We start from the raw sequence: 15541 nt of genomic DNA, 5'->3' as shown, positions 1-15541 counted from the left end.
CGTACCCTAGACAGCATGGCTGGTGGGGGTAACAAGGGGTCCGGGCGACCCGCGAAGAAGAAGAATCCGATCAAGGGCACCGGCGGCAACGTCCGCCGTGGTCTTGAAGGCAAGGGGGCTACCCCGCCGGCGCACATGCGGCACTGGCACAAGGACAAGGCGCGCACCGAGCGGATCGAGCGCGAGGAGAAGGGCGGCAGACCCTCTTCCCCTCGCGCCTCGGCCTCCTCGCGTCCCCAGGTCCGCACGAGGCGGAGTGACGACGCGCCGGAGTACATCGGCGGCCGTAACCCCGTCGTCGAGGCGCTCAGGGCGGGCGTGCCCGCGAGCACGCTCTACGTCGCCATGCGCATCGACAACGACGACCGGGTCAAGGAGTCGATCCGGATCGCCGCCAACAACGGCATCGCCATGCTGGAGGTCGGCAGGGAGAAGCTCGACCGCCTCACCGAGGGCGCGGTCCACCAGGGTGTGGCCCTGCAGATCCCGGCGTACGACTACGCCCACCCCGAGGACCTGGTCCGCATCGCCCAGGACGCCGGTGAGGCGCCTCTGATCGTCGCCCTCGACAGCGTGACCGACTCACGCAACCTCGGTGCCATCGCCCGCTCGGCCACCGCCTTCGGCGCCCACGGTATGGTCATCCCCTCCCGCCGCTCCGCCGGCGTGACGGGAGGCGCCTGGAAGACCTCGGCCGGCACGCTGGCCAACATGACGGTCGCCCGTGCGGCCAACCTCACCGCCGCACTGCGCGAATACCGTGAGGCCGGTCTGTTCGTGATCGGCCTGGACGGCGAGGGCACGGTGGACATCGGCGACAGCGATCTCCTCGACGGCCCGCTGGTCGTCGTCGTGGGCTCGGAGGGCAAGGGCCTGTCCCGCCTGATCCGAGAGTCCTGCGACCTGATCGTCCGCATCCCCATGCACGCCGCGGCCGAGTCGCTCAACGCGGGTGTCGCCGCGGGCATCGCCCTCTACGAGGTGGCTCGCCACCGCCGCCGCTAGCTTTTCCGGTTCGCAACCCTGTCGCGGTGACGTGCGGGGTGCGAGCCGACTACACTCGTCTGGCGGCAGTGCCGACGTAGCTCAATCGGCAGAGCAACAGTCTTGTAAACTGTAGGTCAGGGGTTCGATTCCCCTCGTCGGCTCGCATACAAAAGGCCAGGTCAACCAATATCCGGTGACCTGGCCTTTTGCTGTTCACTGAAATTTTATGATCTTCCGTGCCCGTTGCGTGCCCGATGGCTTCTTGTGCCCTCCTGCCTGTGCCTTCTTGAATGCCTGCCCGAGCACCCGAGCGATGGCCTTGTCCCGGTCCTGACTGGCGTGCTGGTAGATCAGCGCCGCTCGCGTGGAGGAGTGCCCCATGCGGGACATCAACTCTTTGAGGCTCGCCCCACTGGAGGCCGCCAGGGTGTTGCCGATGTGGCGGAGGTCATGGAAGTGGAGGCTGGGGAGGCCGACAGCCGTACGGGTCCGGTGCCATGTCCGGCGGAACCCAGAGTGCTTCAACGGCCCACCGTTCACCAGAGCAAAGGATCGGGGACGTGCTGGTCGTGTGGAGTTGACCTCGTTTGATAGACACCTCTGTTCTTCGTCGAGCGCGCCAACGGCTCAACGGGAAATTGCCGCCCGCGTGGCGCGCGGCTTTTGCGGCCCTGAACGGCAACGGCTGAATTAGGGTGGCGTTGCCCACATCGCATGATCAACCTGCGATACGGGGTGATCTCCCCCCTCATGCTGTGAAAGCCGAGGCCGAGGAGAGACCCCATGCCCCGAAGACATGTCGTTACAACGGGATGCGTTCTGTCGATCACCGCACTTACCCTGGTCGCGGTTCCGGCCGGCGCCGAACGCCGGGCAGCGGGCCCCCCGGTCGCCGCGGCCGCTCCGGCCGCGCTGAAACCGCCGCCGGGCATGGTGGAGGCGCTCCAGCGCGACCTGAATCTCAGCAAGGCACAGGCCGAGGCCCGCCTGATCAACGAGGCCCGCCTGGTGCCGGTCGAGACGCGGATCCGCAAGGCGCTCGGCCCCCGCTTCGGCGGTGCCTGGCTGCGCGGAAACAGCGCACAAGCGCTGGTGGTGGCCACCACCAGCGCCGCCGACATTCCCCTGATCCTCGCCGCGGGCGCCCAGGCCGAGGTCGTCACCAGGTCGCTGGCGGAACTGGCCACGATCAAGCAGAAGCTCGATCAGACTCTGCCCGCGAATCCGCTGGTGTCGAGCGCGCGCTACGTCGACGTCAAGCGCAACAAGGTGGTCGTCCTGGCCCCGAAACCCGACGAGGCCGAAAACGTCGTCGACAGCGCCGGCGTGGACACCGAGGCGGTGATCGTGCTGCCCTCCACCGAGGTCCCCCAGCCCTTGTATGACCTGGTGGGCGGCACCGCCTACTACATCGGCACCACCAGCCGCTGCTCGATCGGTTTTCCCGTGACCAAGGGCGCCCAGAACGGTTTCGTCAGCGCCGGCCACTGCGGCAAGACCGGTGCCACCACCACCGGCTTCAACCGGATCGCCCAGGGCGTCTTCCAGGGATCGGTCTTCCCCGGCAGCGACTACTCCTGGATTGCCGTCAATACCAACTGGACGTCGAAGTCGTCGGTGGACAACGGCGAGGGTGGCCTCTTGCCCGTCGCCGGCGACAGGGTGGCCATCGAGGGTGCCTCGGTCTGCCGGTCCGGCTCCACCACCGACTTTCACTGCGGCGTCATCCAGCAGCGCGACGCCAGCGTCACCTACCCCCAGGGCACCGTCCTCCAGTTGACCCGCACCAACGTCTGCGCCGAGCCCGGCGACTCGGGCGGCGCCTTCATCTCCATCGACCAGGCCCAGGGCGTCACCTCCGGCGGCACCGGCGACTGCAGCTCGGGCGGCACCACCTACTTCCAGCCGATCGGTGAGATCCTCACCGCCTACGGGCTGTCCCTGAAAACCACCACGGGCACCCCCACACCACCGGTCACCCCCCCGCCGCCGGTCCCGGGCGCCTGCACCGGCTACCCGAACGCCTTCACCGGCACCCTGACCAGGGGTCAGTCGGCCTACCAGCCCAGCAACCGCTACTACCAGTCGACCGTCCGCGGCGTTCATACCGGCTGCCTGGACGCCAACGCGGGCGTCGACTTCGACCTGTATCTGCAGAAGTGGAACGGCTCGACCTGGCCCACCGTCGCCACCTCTGAGAGCGCGGGCTCCGACGAGAAGATCACCTACACCGGCACCCCCGGTTACTACCGCTACCGAGTGGTCGCCTCCAACGGCTCCAGCCCCTACACCTTGGGGTTCAGGGCACCGTAACCCGCCCCGTCTTCCCCCGTGACCCCCCGCCTCCGTACTGCGGGTACGGAGGCGGGGCAAACAGCCTTCAGGCGGCTCGACCCCTCCCCCCCAGATACACCCCGATTCACGTGCCACAGGCGTGCCGGATCTCACGGGGAACAATAAGGAATCACGGGGGCTCACGGGCAGGACAAGACCGTCGCCGACCTGGGCAGCAGCAACTCAAAGGAGTGCGTAGCGAGATCTTGCAAACTGTGGGTCAGGGGTTCGATTCCCCCTCTACGTGCACCTACGGCATTTCGCCGGCCACGGTCCCCGGAGCCGGAGACAGCTCTCCCTCTCGCAGCGCACGCACAGCGCCTTCCAAGGTTTCTCGAACATCGAGATAACCCATCATGCCGGTCAGCTCAAAGAGGCGGTGAGGACAGCCCCCAGCAGGAAGGACCACCATCAAGCGCCCGCTACGTTCCAAGACCTTTTCCTGGATCTCCACCATGGCACCCACACCCGCCGAGGCCATGAAGGTCACATGCGTAAGATCCACGACCAACGTGAGCGCCTCGAAGGTGAGCAAGACCCTGTCCAGCTTCACCCAGACGCTGGGGACCGTACAGGCATCCAGCTCACCCACAAGACGAAGGACCCACAGCGAGTCCAGGCGCCAGCTCCGCACTTCCAGCTGCGTCTCCGGATCCCGAGCCACGGCGCCACCCCCCTACGGTCACGCCCCTGGCCAACAAGACGATTGTCTTGCTTGTTTCACGTGAGGTCTAGGCATCAAGCGGTGACATCTACGCGTCAAGGCAGTGTAGGAGCATGCCACCACAGGGCCGGTCGGCGGGTCGTGACACCCCTTCCAGCCGTGCCCGTTGCGTGCCCGTCAGGAGGGTGAGCAAGGGGGAATCACGGGGATTCACGGGTAAGGCGGGACTGTCCCTGACCTGGGACTCAGCAGCTCAGAGGGTCGCGCGCCGCAATCTTGTAAACTGTAGGTCAGGGGTTCGATTCCCCTCGTCGGCTCATAACAAAGGGTCAGGTCAACCGGTATCCGGAGACCTGGCCCTTTGATCGTTGAGCTCACTTTTCGCTCCGCAGCTCCCGCTTGCCGAGCGTCACACTGACTAGAGACATCGTGACGGTTAGACGCATCGTCCCAGCCCAGACTGAAGATCGCGAAGGATGGAAAGAGTTTTATAGTGGTGGTATGGCTGCCGATGAACCGTCCAGCAAGCAGTCTGATTTTGCGTGGTTCTGGGGAAAGATTCTCCTCCCTATCGCAGGCGTCTTCTGGATCAATCACGGCATCCGCCACCTCTCCGAGGGGGATGGCTGGTGGTCTTACCTGTACGGCCTGCTTCTCTTGAGCTTGGGGGGGTTTGCCTGGTGGGTATGGACGAAGAGCGTCTGGCCTAGCGTCATGAAGTGGTGGCGAACCTCCGGCTGACCTGATGGGGTCCGGTTCACCGCACCAGCCATTCCGGGAGGATCACCGAAGGGTTTCGGCTTAAATGGAACCGCCCTGAATGGTCGCGCTCCAAGTTGCTGATCTGGCTTGGCCGCCTTCATGATGTCGCCGCGCCTATGCCACCCTCGCGGTCGCCCTGCGATGGTTGACCCTGGTGGGTGGTGAGGGCGATCGACGGTCCGGGGTTACCTCTGCGGCCGGCCGCGCTCGAAACGTTCGCGGTCATGCTTCAGAGCCAGGCGTACGGCGAAATAGATGACCAGGAACTGAATGAGAGCGCCAATCAGCATGAAGAGCACGCTCACGCCCGCGGCATTGAAATTCATGATTTCTCCCTCATCGCCGTGTGATCAGCCTGCCCGCCCTGGCCCACGCTGTCCACCGTCGATCCCACGACAGGCGCTGTCTTCAAGCCGGTGATGCGGCGCCGAGGCCGGTACCACCCTCACGACCGCCTGATGAGGGTTGATCTCCGTACGGGGTCGGGCGTTCAGGGCATGTCGTTCGCGTGCCAGTGAGGCGGGGAAAACCAGTAAGGCCGGGGAACAAGGGGAATCGCGTTCCGGCGTGGACGGCCCGCGCGGCAAGAATCCCGGGCGTCATCCTGTTCGCCGGGCTAGGGTCCTTCGCGTGGACACCCCCTCAGTCGCGGATCTCCAGCATCAGGCACCCGACAGAAGCCGGCGCCGGCGAGCGGCGCTCCTCCTCGGCCCCGTCACCGTGGGTGCCGTCCTGACGCTCTCCGCCGCGACTCATCCCGGGGGTAACCATCTCCTGGCTTTCCTCGCCGTCCCCGTATGGCTCTTGTCCGGCCTCATATGGATCTCGCTCCTCATGACCCGGGGCAGTGGCTACAGGCGCAGTCCATGGATCATCGCGACGCCACTCATCGGGGCACTCACACTCGCCCTGGTGAATTCTCGGCTTCCGATGCGGGCGGCTTTCCTGATCTCCGAGCCTGCTCTCACCGGCTATGCGCGGTCGCTTCCCGAACAGGAGCGTTTGTCATTCGGAGAAAAGCGCGTCGGCCTGTTCACCGTCGACACGGCGCAGCGCTGGAAGGGGATCACCCGTCTTGGTCTTGCCAATTCCGGTGGAATGTTCATCAAGTGCGGATTCGCTCACGTTCCGGATGGGCGTGTGGAGGATCTCGGTGTGTCCTCATTCGATCATGTGACCGGCGACTGGTACGCGACGTGCACCGACTACGACTGACGCATCGGACGCGGAGTCGTGTCAACAATCACCGCTGAATCGTTCTTGTGCTTTGTCGAGCGGGTCGATGTGGTCGTTCAGCCCCCCGCAGGCCTTCGCGGCGAGGATCGACCCTGGGAGTGATACGGCCACCTTGTCGCCCTATTTCCGACATACCGTTCATAAATGGACAGCGACAAGCTTCTGGGGGAGTTCCTGCGCGCTCGGCGTGAAGTCACCTCTCCCGAGCAGGTGGGGCTGGTGGACGTCGGTCCCCGCCGGATGCCGGGGCTGCGCCGGGAGGAGGTGGCGATGCTGGCCGGGGTCAGCACCGACTACTACGTCCGCCTGGAACAGGGACGCGAACGCCATCCGTCAGATCAGGTGCTCGGCTCGCTGGTACGGGCACTCGACCTTGGCCCCGCCGCCGCGACGCATCTGTACGAGCTCGCCTTTCCGCGGCCACGGCAGTGGCGTACCGTCGGCCGGGCGGACCGGGTCAACCCGGACCTGCGGCAGATGATGCACAACTGGCCGCGCACCCCGGCGATCGCGTGCAACCGCTGGCTGGACGTACTGGCGGCCAATCCGTTGGTCGCCGCTCTCCACGGCGGGCTGGAGTACACGGACAACCTGGTCCGGCTGATCTTCCTGGATCCGGCCGCGCACGAGTACTACCGGGACTGGGAGCAGATCTCCCGCGCGCAGGTGGCCTACCTGCGTGCCGTCGCGGGAGCGGACCTCAACGATCCCAACCTGATCGAACTGGTCGGTGAGCTCTCTCTCAAGAGCGCGGACTTCCGCCGGATCTGGGCCCGTCACGACGTCGGCATTCCCTGCAAGGTCAGGCGTCTCCGTCACCCCGAGGTCGGCGACCTGGACCTGACCTGCGAGGCGTTCAGCGTCGCCAGCGCGCCGGGCCAGCAGTTGCTCACCTTTCAGGCGGAGCCCGGAAGTCCCTCCGCGCATTCCCTGGCCCTGCTGGGCAGCATCGCCGCCGTGACGGATCGTTCGCCCGGGTTGGTGCCACCGGTCTCGACGTAGGCGGTGAGGGACGAGGCGGCAGCCGCCTCCCGCCCTCGCGGGCTCCGAGGGTCAGGGGAGGGCGTCAGCCGTACCGGGGGATGGCCCGGGTCGCGGTGGCTGCCGGCTCACGCTCATCCGCCCTCGGGCGAGTCAGGATAAATCCGGGCATGTTCTTGTGCGATCTGGCTTGACCTGGAGTGAGCTCCAGGTTGCAAGGTGATTCCCATGACACACATCCCCCTCGCCCTGGGCACCATCCCGTTCGGCACGACCCTCGACGACAAGGCCGGTTTCGCGATCCTCGACCGGTTCGCCGAGGCCGGAGGCGCCCTGCTGGACACCGCGAACAACTACCCGTTCTGGAACGAGGGCGCCACCGGCGACGAGAGCGAACTGGCCATCGGCCGCTGGCTGGCCGCCCGGGGCAACCGCGACCGGATGGTGCTGAGCACCAAGTGCGGCGCCCGGCCGACCGTTCCCGGTGACCGGACCCTGAACTCCGCCGAAGGTCTGTCCGCCACGACGATCGCCACGGCGGCCGAGGGCAGCCTGAGGCGGCTGGGCACCGACCACGTCGACGTGTACTGGGCCCACGTCGAGGACCGTTCCGTCCCCCTGGAGGAGACGCTGGGCGCCTTCGCCGAACTGGCGCGGGCGGGAAAGATCCGTGAGATCGGCGCGAGCAACATGTCGGCCTGGCGCCTGGAGCGCGCCCGGGCCATCTCGCGCGCGGGCGGCTGGCCGCTCTACACCAACGTGCAGCTCCGCCACACCTACCTGCGGCCCCGGCCCGGAGTGCGGCTGCCGGAGGCGGGCCACGTCCTGGTTCAGGACGACATGCTCGACTACCTGCGTTCGGAGCCCGACCTGACCCTGTGGGCGTACAACACGCTCATGTTCGGCGCCTACACCCGCGAGGACCGGCCGATCCAGGAGATCTACGACCACCCGGGCACCACGCGCGGGCTCGCGGTACTGCGGGAGATCGCGAGTGAGCTGGGCGTGACCGTCAACCAGGTGGTGCTGGCCTGGCTGATCGGCGGTGACGTCACGACGGTTCCCATCGTCGGCGTGAGCTCCCTCGCCCAGCTGGAGGAGTCTCTGGGCGCCCTGGATCTCAAACTCGACGATGAGCACCGCGCCCGCCTGGACGCCGTCAGATGACGCCGTCAGATGCCGCGCCCGGCGGTCCGGGCCGCTGACCCGCTCCGCTCCGGGACGGGGACGGGGACGGGGACGGGGACGGGGACGGGGACGGGGACGGGGACGGGGACGTCGGGCAGGGTGAGGAGCACGCTCGGCCACATCCGGCAAGGGGACAGGTTGAACCTGGGTGTGACACTGCCACCTTGCCAATGGAATCCCGACATACCATTGCGAAATGGACAGCAACAAGCTCCTCGGGGAGTTCTTGCGCGCTCAGCGCGAAGCCACGGCTCCGAGCCAGGTGGGGTTGCTGAGCTCCGGTCCGCGCCGGACGCCGGGACTGCGCCGCGATGAGGTGGCGATGCTGGCCGGTGTCAGCGCCGACTACTACGGCCGTCTGGAGGAGGGGAGCGAGAGCCGCCCGTCGGAGGAGGCGCTCGGCGCCCTGGTCCGGGCTCTGGGGCTCGGCCCCGAAGCCGCGGCGCACCTGTACGGACTCGCCTGCCCGAGGGTGCCGCGGGACAAGACGACCGGCCGGCGGCAGACGGTCGGCCCGGACCTGCTGCGGCTGATGCGCAGCTGGCCGCGCACCCCGGCGATGGTGTGCGGTCTCCGGATGGACGTGCTGGCCATGAACCAGGTGTCCGCCGTCCTCTACGACGGACTGAAACACATGGACAATCTGCTCCGGATGGTCTTCCTGGACCCCGCGGCGCGCGAGTTCTACCGGGACTGGGAGCAGGTCGCCACCGCGAGGGTCGCCCACCTGCGCACCGTCGCGGGGCCTGACCTCGACGATCCGTACCTGACCGAACTGATCGGTGAGCTCGCGTTCGAGAGCGCGGACTTTCGCCGGATGTGGTCCTGTCCCGGCATGTCCGTCGTGACCTGCAGGTCTCGCGAGACCAAGCACTTCTATCGGCATCCCAAGGTCGGCGACCTGGCTCTCAGTTGTGAGGTGTTCAACGTCCACAGCGCCCCCGGCCAGCAGTTGATCACTCTTCACGCCGAGGCCGGCAGCCCCGCCGAGCGTGCGCTGTCCCGGCTGGGCAGCCTCGCCGATACGGCGCGGTGACGGATCCCCGCCCTGGGCGGACATGGGGTTCGAACGTTCTGCCCGTCGCGTCCCGGGTGGGCTTGGTGTTTTGACCGGAATGATCCTGGGAGTGACGCTGCCACCTTTTTGTCTGTTTACGGGCGTACGGTAAAGAAGTGGGTGGCGACAAGCTTCTCGGTGACTTTCTCCGTGCTCGGCGCGAGATCACCACTCCCGAGCAGGTGGGGCTGCTCGGGGTTGGTCCGCGCCGGACGCCTGGACTGCGCCGGGAGGAGGTGGCGATGCTGGCCGGGGTCAGCACCGATTACTACGTCCGCCTGGAACAGGGACGCGAACGCCGGCCGTCCGACCAGGTCCTGACCGCTCTCGCACGGGTGCTGTGTCTCGACGCCGACGCCACCGACTACCTCTACGAGCTCGCCTATCCCCATGCCCGGCCGCGCAAGCCGACCGGCGAGACGAGGGAACGGGTCAGTCCGGCCCTGCTGCGGCTCATGCGGAGCTGGTCGTACACCCCGGCCTTCGTGTTCGACCGCTGGCTGGACGTGCTGGCCAGGAACCCCCTGGGAGCCCTCCTCCACGATGGACTGGAGTACGCCGACAACCTGCTCCGGCTGGTCTTCCTGGACCCCGCCGCGCACGAGCTCTACCCGGACTGGGAGCAGATCGCCCGGACCAGGGTGGCTCACCTGCGCACCGCCGCGGGGGCGGATCTCGACCACCCGTACATGATCGAGCTGGTCGGTGAACTCTCCCTCAGAAGCGCCGACTTCCGCAGGCTGTGGGCGCGCCATGACGTATCCGGCATAACCCAGGAGAAAAGGCGTTTCCACCATCGCAAGGTCGGCGAGCTGGACCTGACCAGCGAGGTGCTCAGCATCACCAGCGCTCCCGGCCAGCGACTGGCCATCTATCACGCCGAGCCTGGCAGTCGTTCCGAACGTGCCCTGATCCTGCTGAGCAGTCTCGCCGACATGGAGTCAGGCGGCCCTTCCGTCGGGGAGCCGGGCCGGTCCTGGGAGTAACACAGCTACCTTGCCCACTAATCCGTGACATAACGTTACTAAATGGGCACTGAAAAGCTGCTGGGGGAGTTCTTGCGCGCTCGGCGTGAGGCCACCCCCCCGGCGCATGCCGGACTGCTGCCCTCCGGTCCGCGCCGGACGCCGGGACTGCGCCGGCAGGAGGTGGCGACGCTGGCCGGGGTCAGCACCGATTACTACGTCCGCCTGGAACAGGGACGCGAACACCGCCCGTCCGATCGGGTGCTCGACGCCCTGGTGCGGGTGCTGAACCTCAGCCCCGAAGCCGCGACGTACCTGTACGAGCTCGCCCACCCCGGGTCACGGCAGCGCGAAACGGTCCGCCGGAGGGATCCGGTGGATCCGAACCTGCTGCGGTTGATGCACAGCTGGCAGCACACCCCGGCGTTCGTGCTCGACCGCTGGCAGGATGTGCGGGCCAGGAACTCGCTGGCCGCGGCCCTGCATCGCGGGCTGAAATACACGGACAACATGCTCTGGCTGATCTTTCTGGATCCCGGGGCGCGGGAGTTCTACCGAGACTGGGAGCGAATCGCCCGTCACAGGGTGGCCCAGCTGCGCGCCGCCTGGGGAGCGGATCTCGACAATCCATACCTGACCGAGCTGGTCAGTGAACTCTCATTCAAAAGCCTCGACTTCCGTCGAATATGGGCCCTCCATGACGTGTGGGACATGTGCGGGGAGAGCAGGCGCATCCGTCATCGTGAGGTCGGCGAGCTGGAACTCGCCTACGAGGTGTTCAGCGTCGACAAAGCTCCCGGTCAGCAGCTCTGCATCTTCCACACCGAGCCCGGGAGCCCTTCCGCTCACGCACTGGCCCTGCTGGGCGGACTCTCCACCGTGACGTCGCGTGACCCCCTGAACGCGGGCGCGTGCGGCTGGCCCTGCCCGAAGGCCGGGCTCCGGGCCGACCGCTGAGCAGGCCGGCGCCGGCCGGGACGACGCGCGGGGCCCGAGCCCGGCGCCGGCCGGGACGGCGCGGAGGTCCGCGTCCGGCGCCGAGGAAATCACCCGGCCGGTACGGGCGCCCGATCAGAGATCAATTGCCACGCCCGCCCCTGCCGGGTCCCTGACCGGGGCCGGGTCCCTGGCCGGGTCCCTGGCCGGGGCCGCCGAGGGCGCCGGGGTTGTCGTTCAGCGTGTCGGGGCCGGGCTTGCCGTTCGGATCGGTCCCGAGGTCCACACCGACGCGGTCCCCGTCGTCCACCACCGGGTCCTTCTGGGGCTGGCAGTTGGTGCTGCAGCCGCCGAAGCGCTCGCTGTTGATCGGGGTGAAGGGCGTGGCCTCGATGCCCTTCAGCGCGTTGATCATGGTGTACTTCCAGATCCGGCCGGAGATGTCCGCGCCGAAGACCACGGGGTAGTACTGGCCGCCGATGGTCACGTTGCTCAGCTTGTGGTCGTTCGCTCCGCGGGGGTCGCCGAGGCTGACCGCGCCGGCGAGGTCCGGAGTGAATCCGGCGAACCACGCGGTGGAGGAGTCGTCGCTGGTGCCGGTCTTGCCCGCGGCCGGGCGGCCGATGCCGCCGACCGCGGACATCGTGCCCTTGGTGAAGACCCCCGACAGGATGTCCGCGGCCGCGTCGGCGACCTCCGGGTCCAGGGCCTGCCTGCACTGCGGCTCGTAGGAGGTGGTCTTGCCGTCGCGGTCGGTGATCGCGGTGATGGCCTGGGGCGGGCAGTACTCGCCGCGCGCGCCGATGGCGGCGTAGGCGGTGGCGACGGTCACCGGGTCCATCTCGTTGATGCCGAGCGTGAAGGTCTCGTACTCCTGGAGCGCCTGGCCGTCGGCGCGCTTGATGCCCAGCGACTTGGCGGTCGTGACCACGTCGCACAGGCCGACCCGCTGCTCCAGCGCCAGGAAGAAGGTGTTGACCGACTGCCAGGTGCCCGTCTGCAGGGTCTTGAACCCGCCCGACCCCTCGTCGTTGGTGACGGTGTGCGTCGGGTCGCCGATGTTCCCGCCCTTGCAGTTCTTGAAGGACGCGTAGCCGGGCGCGGTGTAACCGGCGGGGGCCTGCAACCCGTCGTTGATCTTCATGCCCTGGTCGAGGGCGGTGAGCAGCGTGAACACCTTGAAGGTCGAGCCCGCCTGGAAGCCGATGCCTCCGCCGTGCGCGACGTTGGCCGGCAGGTTGTAGGAGATCTCGTTCTTCTTCTTGTCGGTGCCGTACTTCCGGCTGGCCGCCAGCGCCTTGATCTCGCCGGTGCCCGGCTCGACGAGGGCTTCGGCGGCCACGGGGTTGTCGGTGGTGAAGACCCGGTCCTTGATGGCCTTGTCGGCCGCGGCCTGCATCTTCGGGTCGATCGTGGTCTTGATGGTCAGGCCGGCGCGGTCGAGGTAGAGGCCGCGGGCCTTCGCCGTCTTGCCGAACGCCTTGAAAACGGGGTTGGTGAGGATGTCGTCGCGCACGTACATGCAGAAGTAGACATAGCGGCTGGCCTCGCACCCGCCGGGCAGGGGAGTGCCCTTGTAACCCAGCGGCTCGTCCTTGGCCTCGGCGGCCTGCTCCGGCGTGATCTTTTTAAGCTCCGCCATCCGGTCGAGCACGACGTTTCGCCGTTCCAGCAGCCGCTTCTGAGCCGCCTTGCCCGCCGCGGGGTCGGTTCTGCTGGGCTGCTGGACGGCTCCCGCCAGGGTCGCCGCCTGGGCCAGGTTCAGATCGGACGCGTGCACCCCGAAGAACCGCTTGGCCGCGGCCTCCACCCCGTTGGCCGACGCCCCGAAGTAGGCGATGTTCAGGTACTTCCCGAGGATCTCGTCCTTGGAGTACTTCTCCTCCATGCCCATCGCGTACCGCAGCTCGTTGAGCTTGCGCGCGTAGCTGGTCTCCAGGGCCTTGTCCTGCTCGGCCTTCGTCGAGGCCTTGTTGAGCAGCACCTGCTTGACGTACTGCTGGGTGATGCTCGAACCGCCCTGGCTCACCCCGCCCGACGTCAGGTTCTTCGCCAGGGCGCGGATCGTTCCCTCGATGTCGATCGGCCCGTGCTCGTAGTAGCGGTCGTCCTCGATCGAGACGATCGCCGTCTTCATCACGTCGGCCACCTGGTCGAACGGAACGCTCTCCCGGTACTGATCGTAGAACTGGGCGATCTGGTGGCCCTGCGCGTCGACCACGGTCGTCTTCTCCGCCAGAGGGGGTTCTTGGAGGTCCGCCGCCTTGAGGTCCAGCTCGTTCGACGCCGCCATGATTCCGACGCCCACCCCGCCGACCGCCGGCAGCATGATCCCCGCCGCCAGAACGCCCAGTGCGAGCCCCGCCGCCAGGAGAAGCGCGATGCCCCTGCCAGCCCCTGTCCAAACAATCCCCCGTTTTGGCATGCGACCAGATTATTAGGTCTATGTGCCTTATGTGACTGCACCGGATTGCGATGATTCCAGAGCGTGCGTGACTGCTTTCCGTCGGTGACGATCACAGGTCGGAAAGGGTTGCCCTGATCGGCGCCGGACACGATCCGCGATGCGTGCGTTCGCGTGGAGAACGCGTGTGTTTCCGGGGAATCCGCAGCCGGATCATTCGGCCGGCCCGGCAGAAACAGGGAGATCTCGCAATCGGTATGCCCGCATAAGTGCGCAGAAGGTTTTGTGCGATGTGCGTGTGCATAGGTGGGGATCTGGGTGCCCTGTGCGATCGGCCGGGTTCATAACTTTTGATGAGGCGGCGACACGGCCTCTAAATGCTTGCACGTTTTGTGATTGTCTGACTACTGTGAGCGAAAAGATCTTTGGGGGTTTTCATGTCAACGGTATCTAAAGCCCGTTTAATGGTTATGAGTCTCGCGATGACCGGCGTAACGATCGGGCAACTGTCCGGCCAGGTCACGACGGCTCAGGCGGACACCAGCACCGACACCACCGTCGCGAACGTGGAGGTCGGACTGGCGATCACGCTGACCGAGCTGACCCCCACGTTCACCCTGAGCGGTAACCCCGGTGACACGGTGACCGACCCGGACGCCGTGACCATGAGGGTGACGACGAACAACTTCGCCGGTTACACCGTCACGGTCCAGCCGACGTCCCAGAACCTCACCCCCTCCATCGGGGCCAACACCGACGTCATCCCGATGAACCTGCTGGAGGTCAGAGGGCCGTTCCAGGCGGGCGCCTACGTTCCGCTGGATCCCGACGCCCCGGTGCAGGTGGCACGGAAGACCGAGCGGTCGGCGGACGGGGGCGACGTCATCACCAACGGCTACCGGATCACCATCCCGGCCGTCCGTCCGGACACCTACAGCGGCACGCTCCTCTACTCCGCGATCACCCTGTAGGGCACTCGTCAAACGACCGTATTAAGGGGGCTGCGCGGTGGTCCGAACGTTTCAGCGCGTGATCGCCGCATTCCTGATGGCGGGCGGCGTCGCGTCGGTGGCGTACCCGGGAGCATCTGGAATGTCGGGCGCGGCCCCTGATCCGGACTTCTCGCTGATGGTGAGTCCGACGAGACTCGTCATCGAACCCAAGGCGATCGGCGACCGTCAGTCGTTCATGGTCACGAACAAGGGGCGGTTGCCGGTCGACATCGTCGTCGACCGGACCGACTTCACCACGGACCGCAGCGGAAAGGTGATCTTCCAGCCGAGTTCCCCCCACTCGGCGGTGGACTGGCTGAAGGTCAGGCCCGGCGACTTCCGGCTGGCTCCAGGTGGGCAGCAGCAGGTGACCGTACGGATCGACCTCCCGGCGAAACCTGAGAACGGAGAGCATCAGGTCGCCCTGCTCTTCGTGGCGCCGGCCGGTCCCGGCGGCGGCAACATCAAGCTCAACCGGGCGATCGGTACGCCGCTCTACATCACGGTGCCGGGGCCGACCGACACCTCGATACGGGTCCATGGACTGCGCGTACCGGAGTTCGCGATGGGCGGTCCCGTGGAGTTCGGGGTCACCGTCGACAACCTCGGAACCGTGCACCGGGATTTCTTCGGGAAGAAGAGCCTGAATGTCCGTGTGGACGGGCGCGACGTCCCGTTCCCTGATTTCACGGTGCTCCGCGGAACCAGCCGGGAGGTCGCCCTCAAGTGGGAGGACCCGCCGTTCATGTGCATCTGTCACGCGACGGTGTCGGCCTCCGGAACCGACGGGACGTCCAGCCAGACCAGAACCCTGATCATTTTCCCGGTCCACCTCCTCGCGCTGCTGGTCGGAATACCGGTGGCGTTCTACGTCCTCATGCGGTTGGCGCGGCGGCGCTACCGGAAACACCTGCTCGTCGCCGCGCGGACATTGCACGAGCAGAACCGCGACGATCTCGACCAGAACGAGAAGGTGTAGGCCCGGGGGTAAGGATGCCCGGGTTTGAGGGGGCAAGTCGCACGAATCGGGTGCCG

At 66.9% G+C, this 15541-nt stretch carries 16 protein-coding genes and 1 tRNA gene; 13 read left to right on the top strand and 4 right to left on the bottom strand.

Annotated elements, in window-relative coordinates:
* Positions 1 to 15 precede the first annotated feature (15 nt).
* Both rlmB and J2853_RS29885 read left to right on the top strand, forming a co-directional pair.
* A complete protein-coding gene (gene rlmB / locus J2853_RS29890; protein WP_307563751.1) occupies positions 16 to 1005 on the top strand; it encodes a 23S rRNA (guanosine(2251)-2'-O)-methyltransferase RlmB in 990 nt (329 codons plus the stop codon).
* Between the two features lie 70 nt (positions 1006 to 1075).
* A tRNA-Thr gene (locus J2853_RS29885) sits at positions 1076 to 1148 on the top strand.
* 52 nt (positions 1149 to 1200) lie between these two features.
* Here the strand turns inward: J2853_RS29885 and J2853_RS29880 are convergent.
* Positions 1201 to 1527 carry a tyrosine-type recombinase/integrase gene (locus tag J2853_RS29880; RefSeq protein WP_370879358.1) on the bottom strand — a complete coding sequence of 109 codons (327 nt, stop codon included), beginning with the start codon at positions 1525 to 1527 and terminating at the stop codon, positions 1201 to 1203.
* 243 nt (positions 1528 to 1770) lie between these two features.
* Here J2853_RS29880 and J2853_RS29875 point away from each other — a divergent pair, with 243 nt between their 5' ends.
* Positions 1771 to 3300, top strand: coding sequence for a S1 family peptidase (locus J2853_RS29875; protein ID WP_307563749.1), 1530 nt, complete (start codon positions 1771 to 1773; stop codon positions 3298 to 3300).
* Positions 3301 to 3571: 271 nt separating this feature from the next.
* Here J2853_RS29875 and J2853_RS29870 read toward each other — a convergent pair whose 3' ends face one another.
* Positions 3572 to 3955, bottom strand: a complete 384-nt coding sequence (locus J2853_RS29870) for an STAS domain-containing protein (protein WP_307568871.1) — start codon at positions 3953 to 3955, stop codon at positions 3572 to 3574.
* Positions 3956 to 4486: 531 nt separating this feature from the next.
* Between J2853_RS29870 and J2853_RS29865 the strand changes: the two genes are divergently transcribed.
* The 5 genes from J2853_RS29865 (at position 4487) to J2853_RS29845 (ending at position 8131) form a co-directional block, all read left to right on the top strand.
* On the top strand, positions 4487 to 4726 hold the full coding sequence (locus J2853_RS29865; protein ID WP_307563748.1) for a hypothetical protein: 240 nt from the start codon (positions 4487 to 4489) through the stop codon (positions 4724 to 4726).
* Positions 4727 to 4908: 182 nt separating this feature from the next.
* Entirely contained in the window at positions 4909 to 5097 is a 189-nt protein-coding gene (locus J2853_RS29860) for a hypothetical protein (protein ID WP_307563746.1), read from the top strand.
* Positions 5098 to 5377: 280 nt separating this feature from the next.
* Positions 5378 to 5962, top strand: a complete 585-nt coding sequence (locus J2853_RS29855) for a hypothetical protein (RefSeq protein WP_307563744.1) — start codon at positions 5378 to 5380, stop codon at positions 5960 to 5962.
* Positions 5963 to 6127: 165 nt separating this feature from the next.
* Positions 6128 to 6985, top strand: a complete 858-nt coding sequence (locus J2853_RS29850; protein ID WP_307563742.1) for a helix-turn-helix transcriptional regulator — start codon at positions 6128 to 6130, stop codon at positions 6983 to 6985.
* Between the two features lie 207 nt (positions 6986 to 7192).
* Complete coding sequence (locus J2853_RS29845) at positions 7193 to 8131, top strand: aldo/keto reductase (RefSeq protein WP_307563740.1); 939 nt, start codon at positions 7193 to 7195, stop codon at positions 8129 to 8131.
* Positions 8132 to 8136: 5 nt separating this feature from the next.
* Here J2853_RS29845 and J2853_RS29840 read toward each other — a convergent pair whose 3' ends face one another.
* On the bottom strand, positions 8137 to 8262 hold the full coding sequence (locus J2853_RS29840) for a hypothetical protein (RefSeq protein ID WP_307563738.1): 126 nt from the start codon (positions 8260 to 8262) through the stop codon (positions 8137 to 8139).
* Positions 8263 to 8348: 86 nt separating this feature from the next.
* Between J2853_RS29840 and J2853_RS29835 the strand changes: the two genes are divergently transcribed.
* The 3 genes from J2853_RS29835 (at position 8349) to J2853_RS29825 (ending at position 11131) form a co-directional block, all read left to right on the top strand.
* The gene (locus J2853_RS29835; protein WP_307563736.1) at positions 8349 to 9188 is read left to right on the top strand and encodes a helix-turn-helix transcriptional regulator; all 840 of its coding nucleotides are present in this window, start codon (positions 8349 to 8351) and stop codon (positions 9186 to 9188) included.
* A gap of 137 nt (positions 9189 to 9325) precedes the next feature.
* A complete protein-coding gene (locus tag J2853_RS29830; RefSeq protein ID WP_307563734.1) occupies positions 9326 to 10195 on the top strand; it encodes a helix-turn-helix transcriptional regulator in 870 nt (289 codons plus the stop codon).
* A 42-nt stretch (positions 10196 to 10237) separates the two neighbouring features.
* On the top strand, positions 10238 to 11131 hold the full coding sequence (locus tag J2853_RS29825) for a helix-turn-helix transcriptional regulator (protein ID WP_307563732.1): 894 nt from the start codon (positions 10238 to 10240) through the stop codon (positions 11129 to 11131).
* A gap of 121 nt (positions 11132 to 11252) precedes the next feature.
* Here the strand turns inward: J2853_RS29825 and J2853_RS29820 are convergent, their stop codons facing one another.
* Positions 11253 to 13535 carry a transglycosylase domain-containing protein gene (locus J2853_RS29820; RefSeq protein ID WP_307563731.1) on the bottom strand — a complete coding sequence of 761 codons (2283 nt, stop codon included), beginning with the start codon at positions 13533 to 13535 and terminating at the stop codon, positions 11253 to 11255.
* Positions 13536 to 13996: 461 nt separating this feature from the next.
* Between J2853_RS29820 and J2853_RS29815 the strand changes: the two genes are divergently transcribed.
* Positions 13997 to 14485 carry a hypothetical protein gene (locus tag J2853_RS29815; protein WP_307563729.1) on the top strand — a complete coding sequence of 163 codons (489 nt, stop codon included), beginning with the start codon at positions 13997 to 13999 and terminating at the stop codon, positions 14483 to 14485.
* Positions 14486 to 14543: 58 nt separating this feature from the next.
* Complete coding sequence (locus J2853_RS29810) at positions 14544 to 15485, top strand: fimbrial biogenesis chaperone (RefSeq protein WP_307563728.1); 942 nt, start codon at positions 14544 to 14546, stop codon at positions 15483 to 15485.
* Positions 15486 to 15541: the final 56 nt, after the last annotated feature.

It is taken from the genome of Streptosporangium lutulentum, assembly GCF_030811455.1.
Lineage (GTDB): Bacteria > Actinomycetota > Actinomycetes > Streptosporangiales > Streptosporangiaceae > Streptosporangium > Streptosporangium lutulentum.
Note: the sequence above shows the minus strand (reverse complement) of the source record. Positions and strands in the feature narration are given on the sequence as shown.

Bases quoted from the DNA above. Each gene is read 5' to 3' on its own strand.
- rlmB (WP_307563751.1), top strand. From the start codon at position 16: ATGGCTGGTGGGGGTAACAAGGGGTCCGGGCGACCCGCGAAGAAGAAG.
- J2853_RS29875 (WP_307563749.1), top strand. From the start codon at position 1,771: ATGCCCCGAAGACATGTCGTTACAACGGGATGCGTTCTGTCGATCACC.
- J2853_RS29865 (WP_307563748.1), top strand. From the start codon at position 4,487: ATGGCTGCCGATGAACCGTCCAGCAAGCAGTCTGATTTTGCGTGGTTC.
- J2853_RS29850 (WP_307563742.1), top strand. From the start codon at position 6,128: ATGGACAGCGACAAGCTTCTGGGGGAGTTCCTGCGCGCTCGGCGTGAA.
- J2853_RS29845 (WP_307563740.1), top strand. From the start codon at position 7,193: ATGACACACATCCCCCTCGCCCTGGGCACCATCCCGTTCGGCACGACC.
- J2853_RS29835 (WP_307563736.1), top strand. From the start codon at position 8,349: ATGGACAGCAACAAGCTCCTCGGGGAGTTCTTGCGCGCTCAGCGCGAA.
- J2853_RS29825 (WP_307563732.1), top strand. From the start codon at position 10,238: ATGGGCACTGAAAAGCTGCTGGGGGAGTTCTTGCGCGCTCGGCGTGAG.
- J2853_RS29820 (WP_307563731.1), bottom strand. From the start codon at position 13,535: ATGCCAAAACGGGGGATTGTTTGGACAGGGGCTGGCAGGGGCATCGCG.
- J2853_RS29815 (WP_307563729.1), top strand. From the start codon at position 13,997: ATGACCGGCGTAACGATCGGGCAACTGTCCGGCCAGGTCACGACGGCT.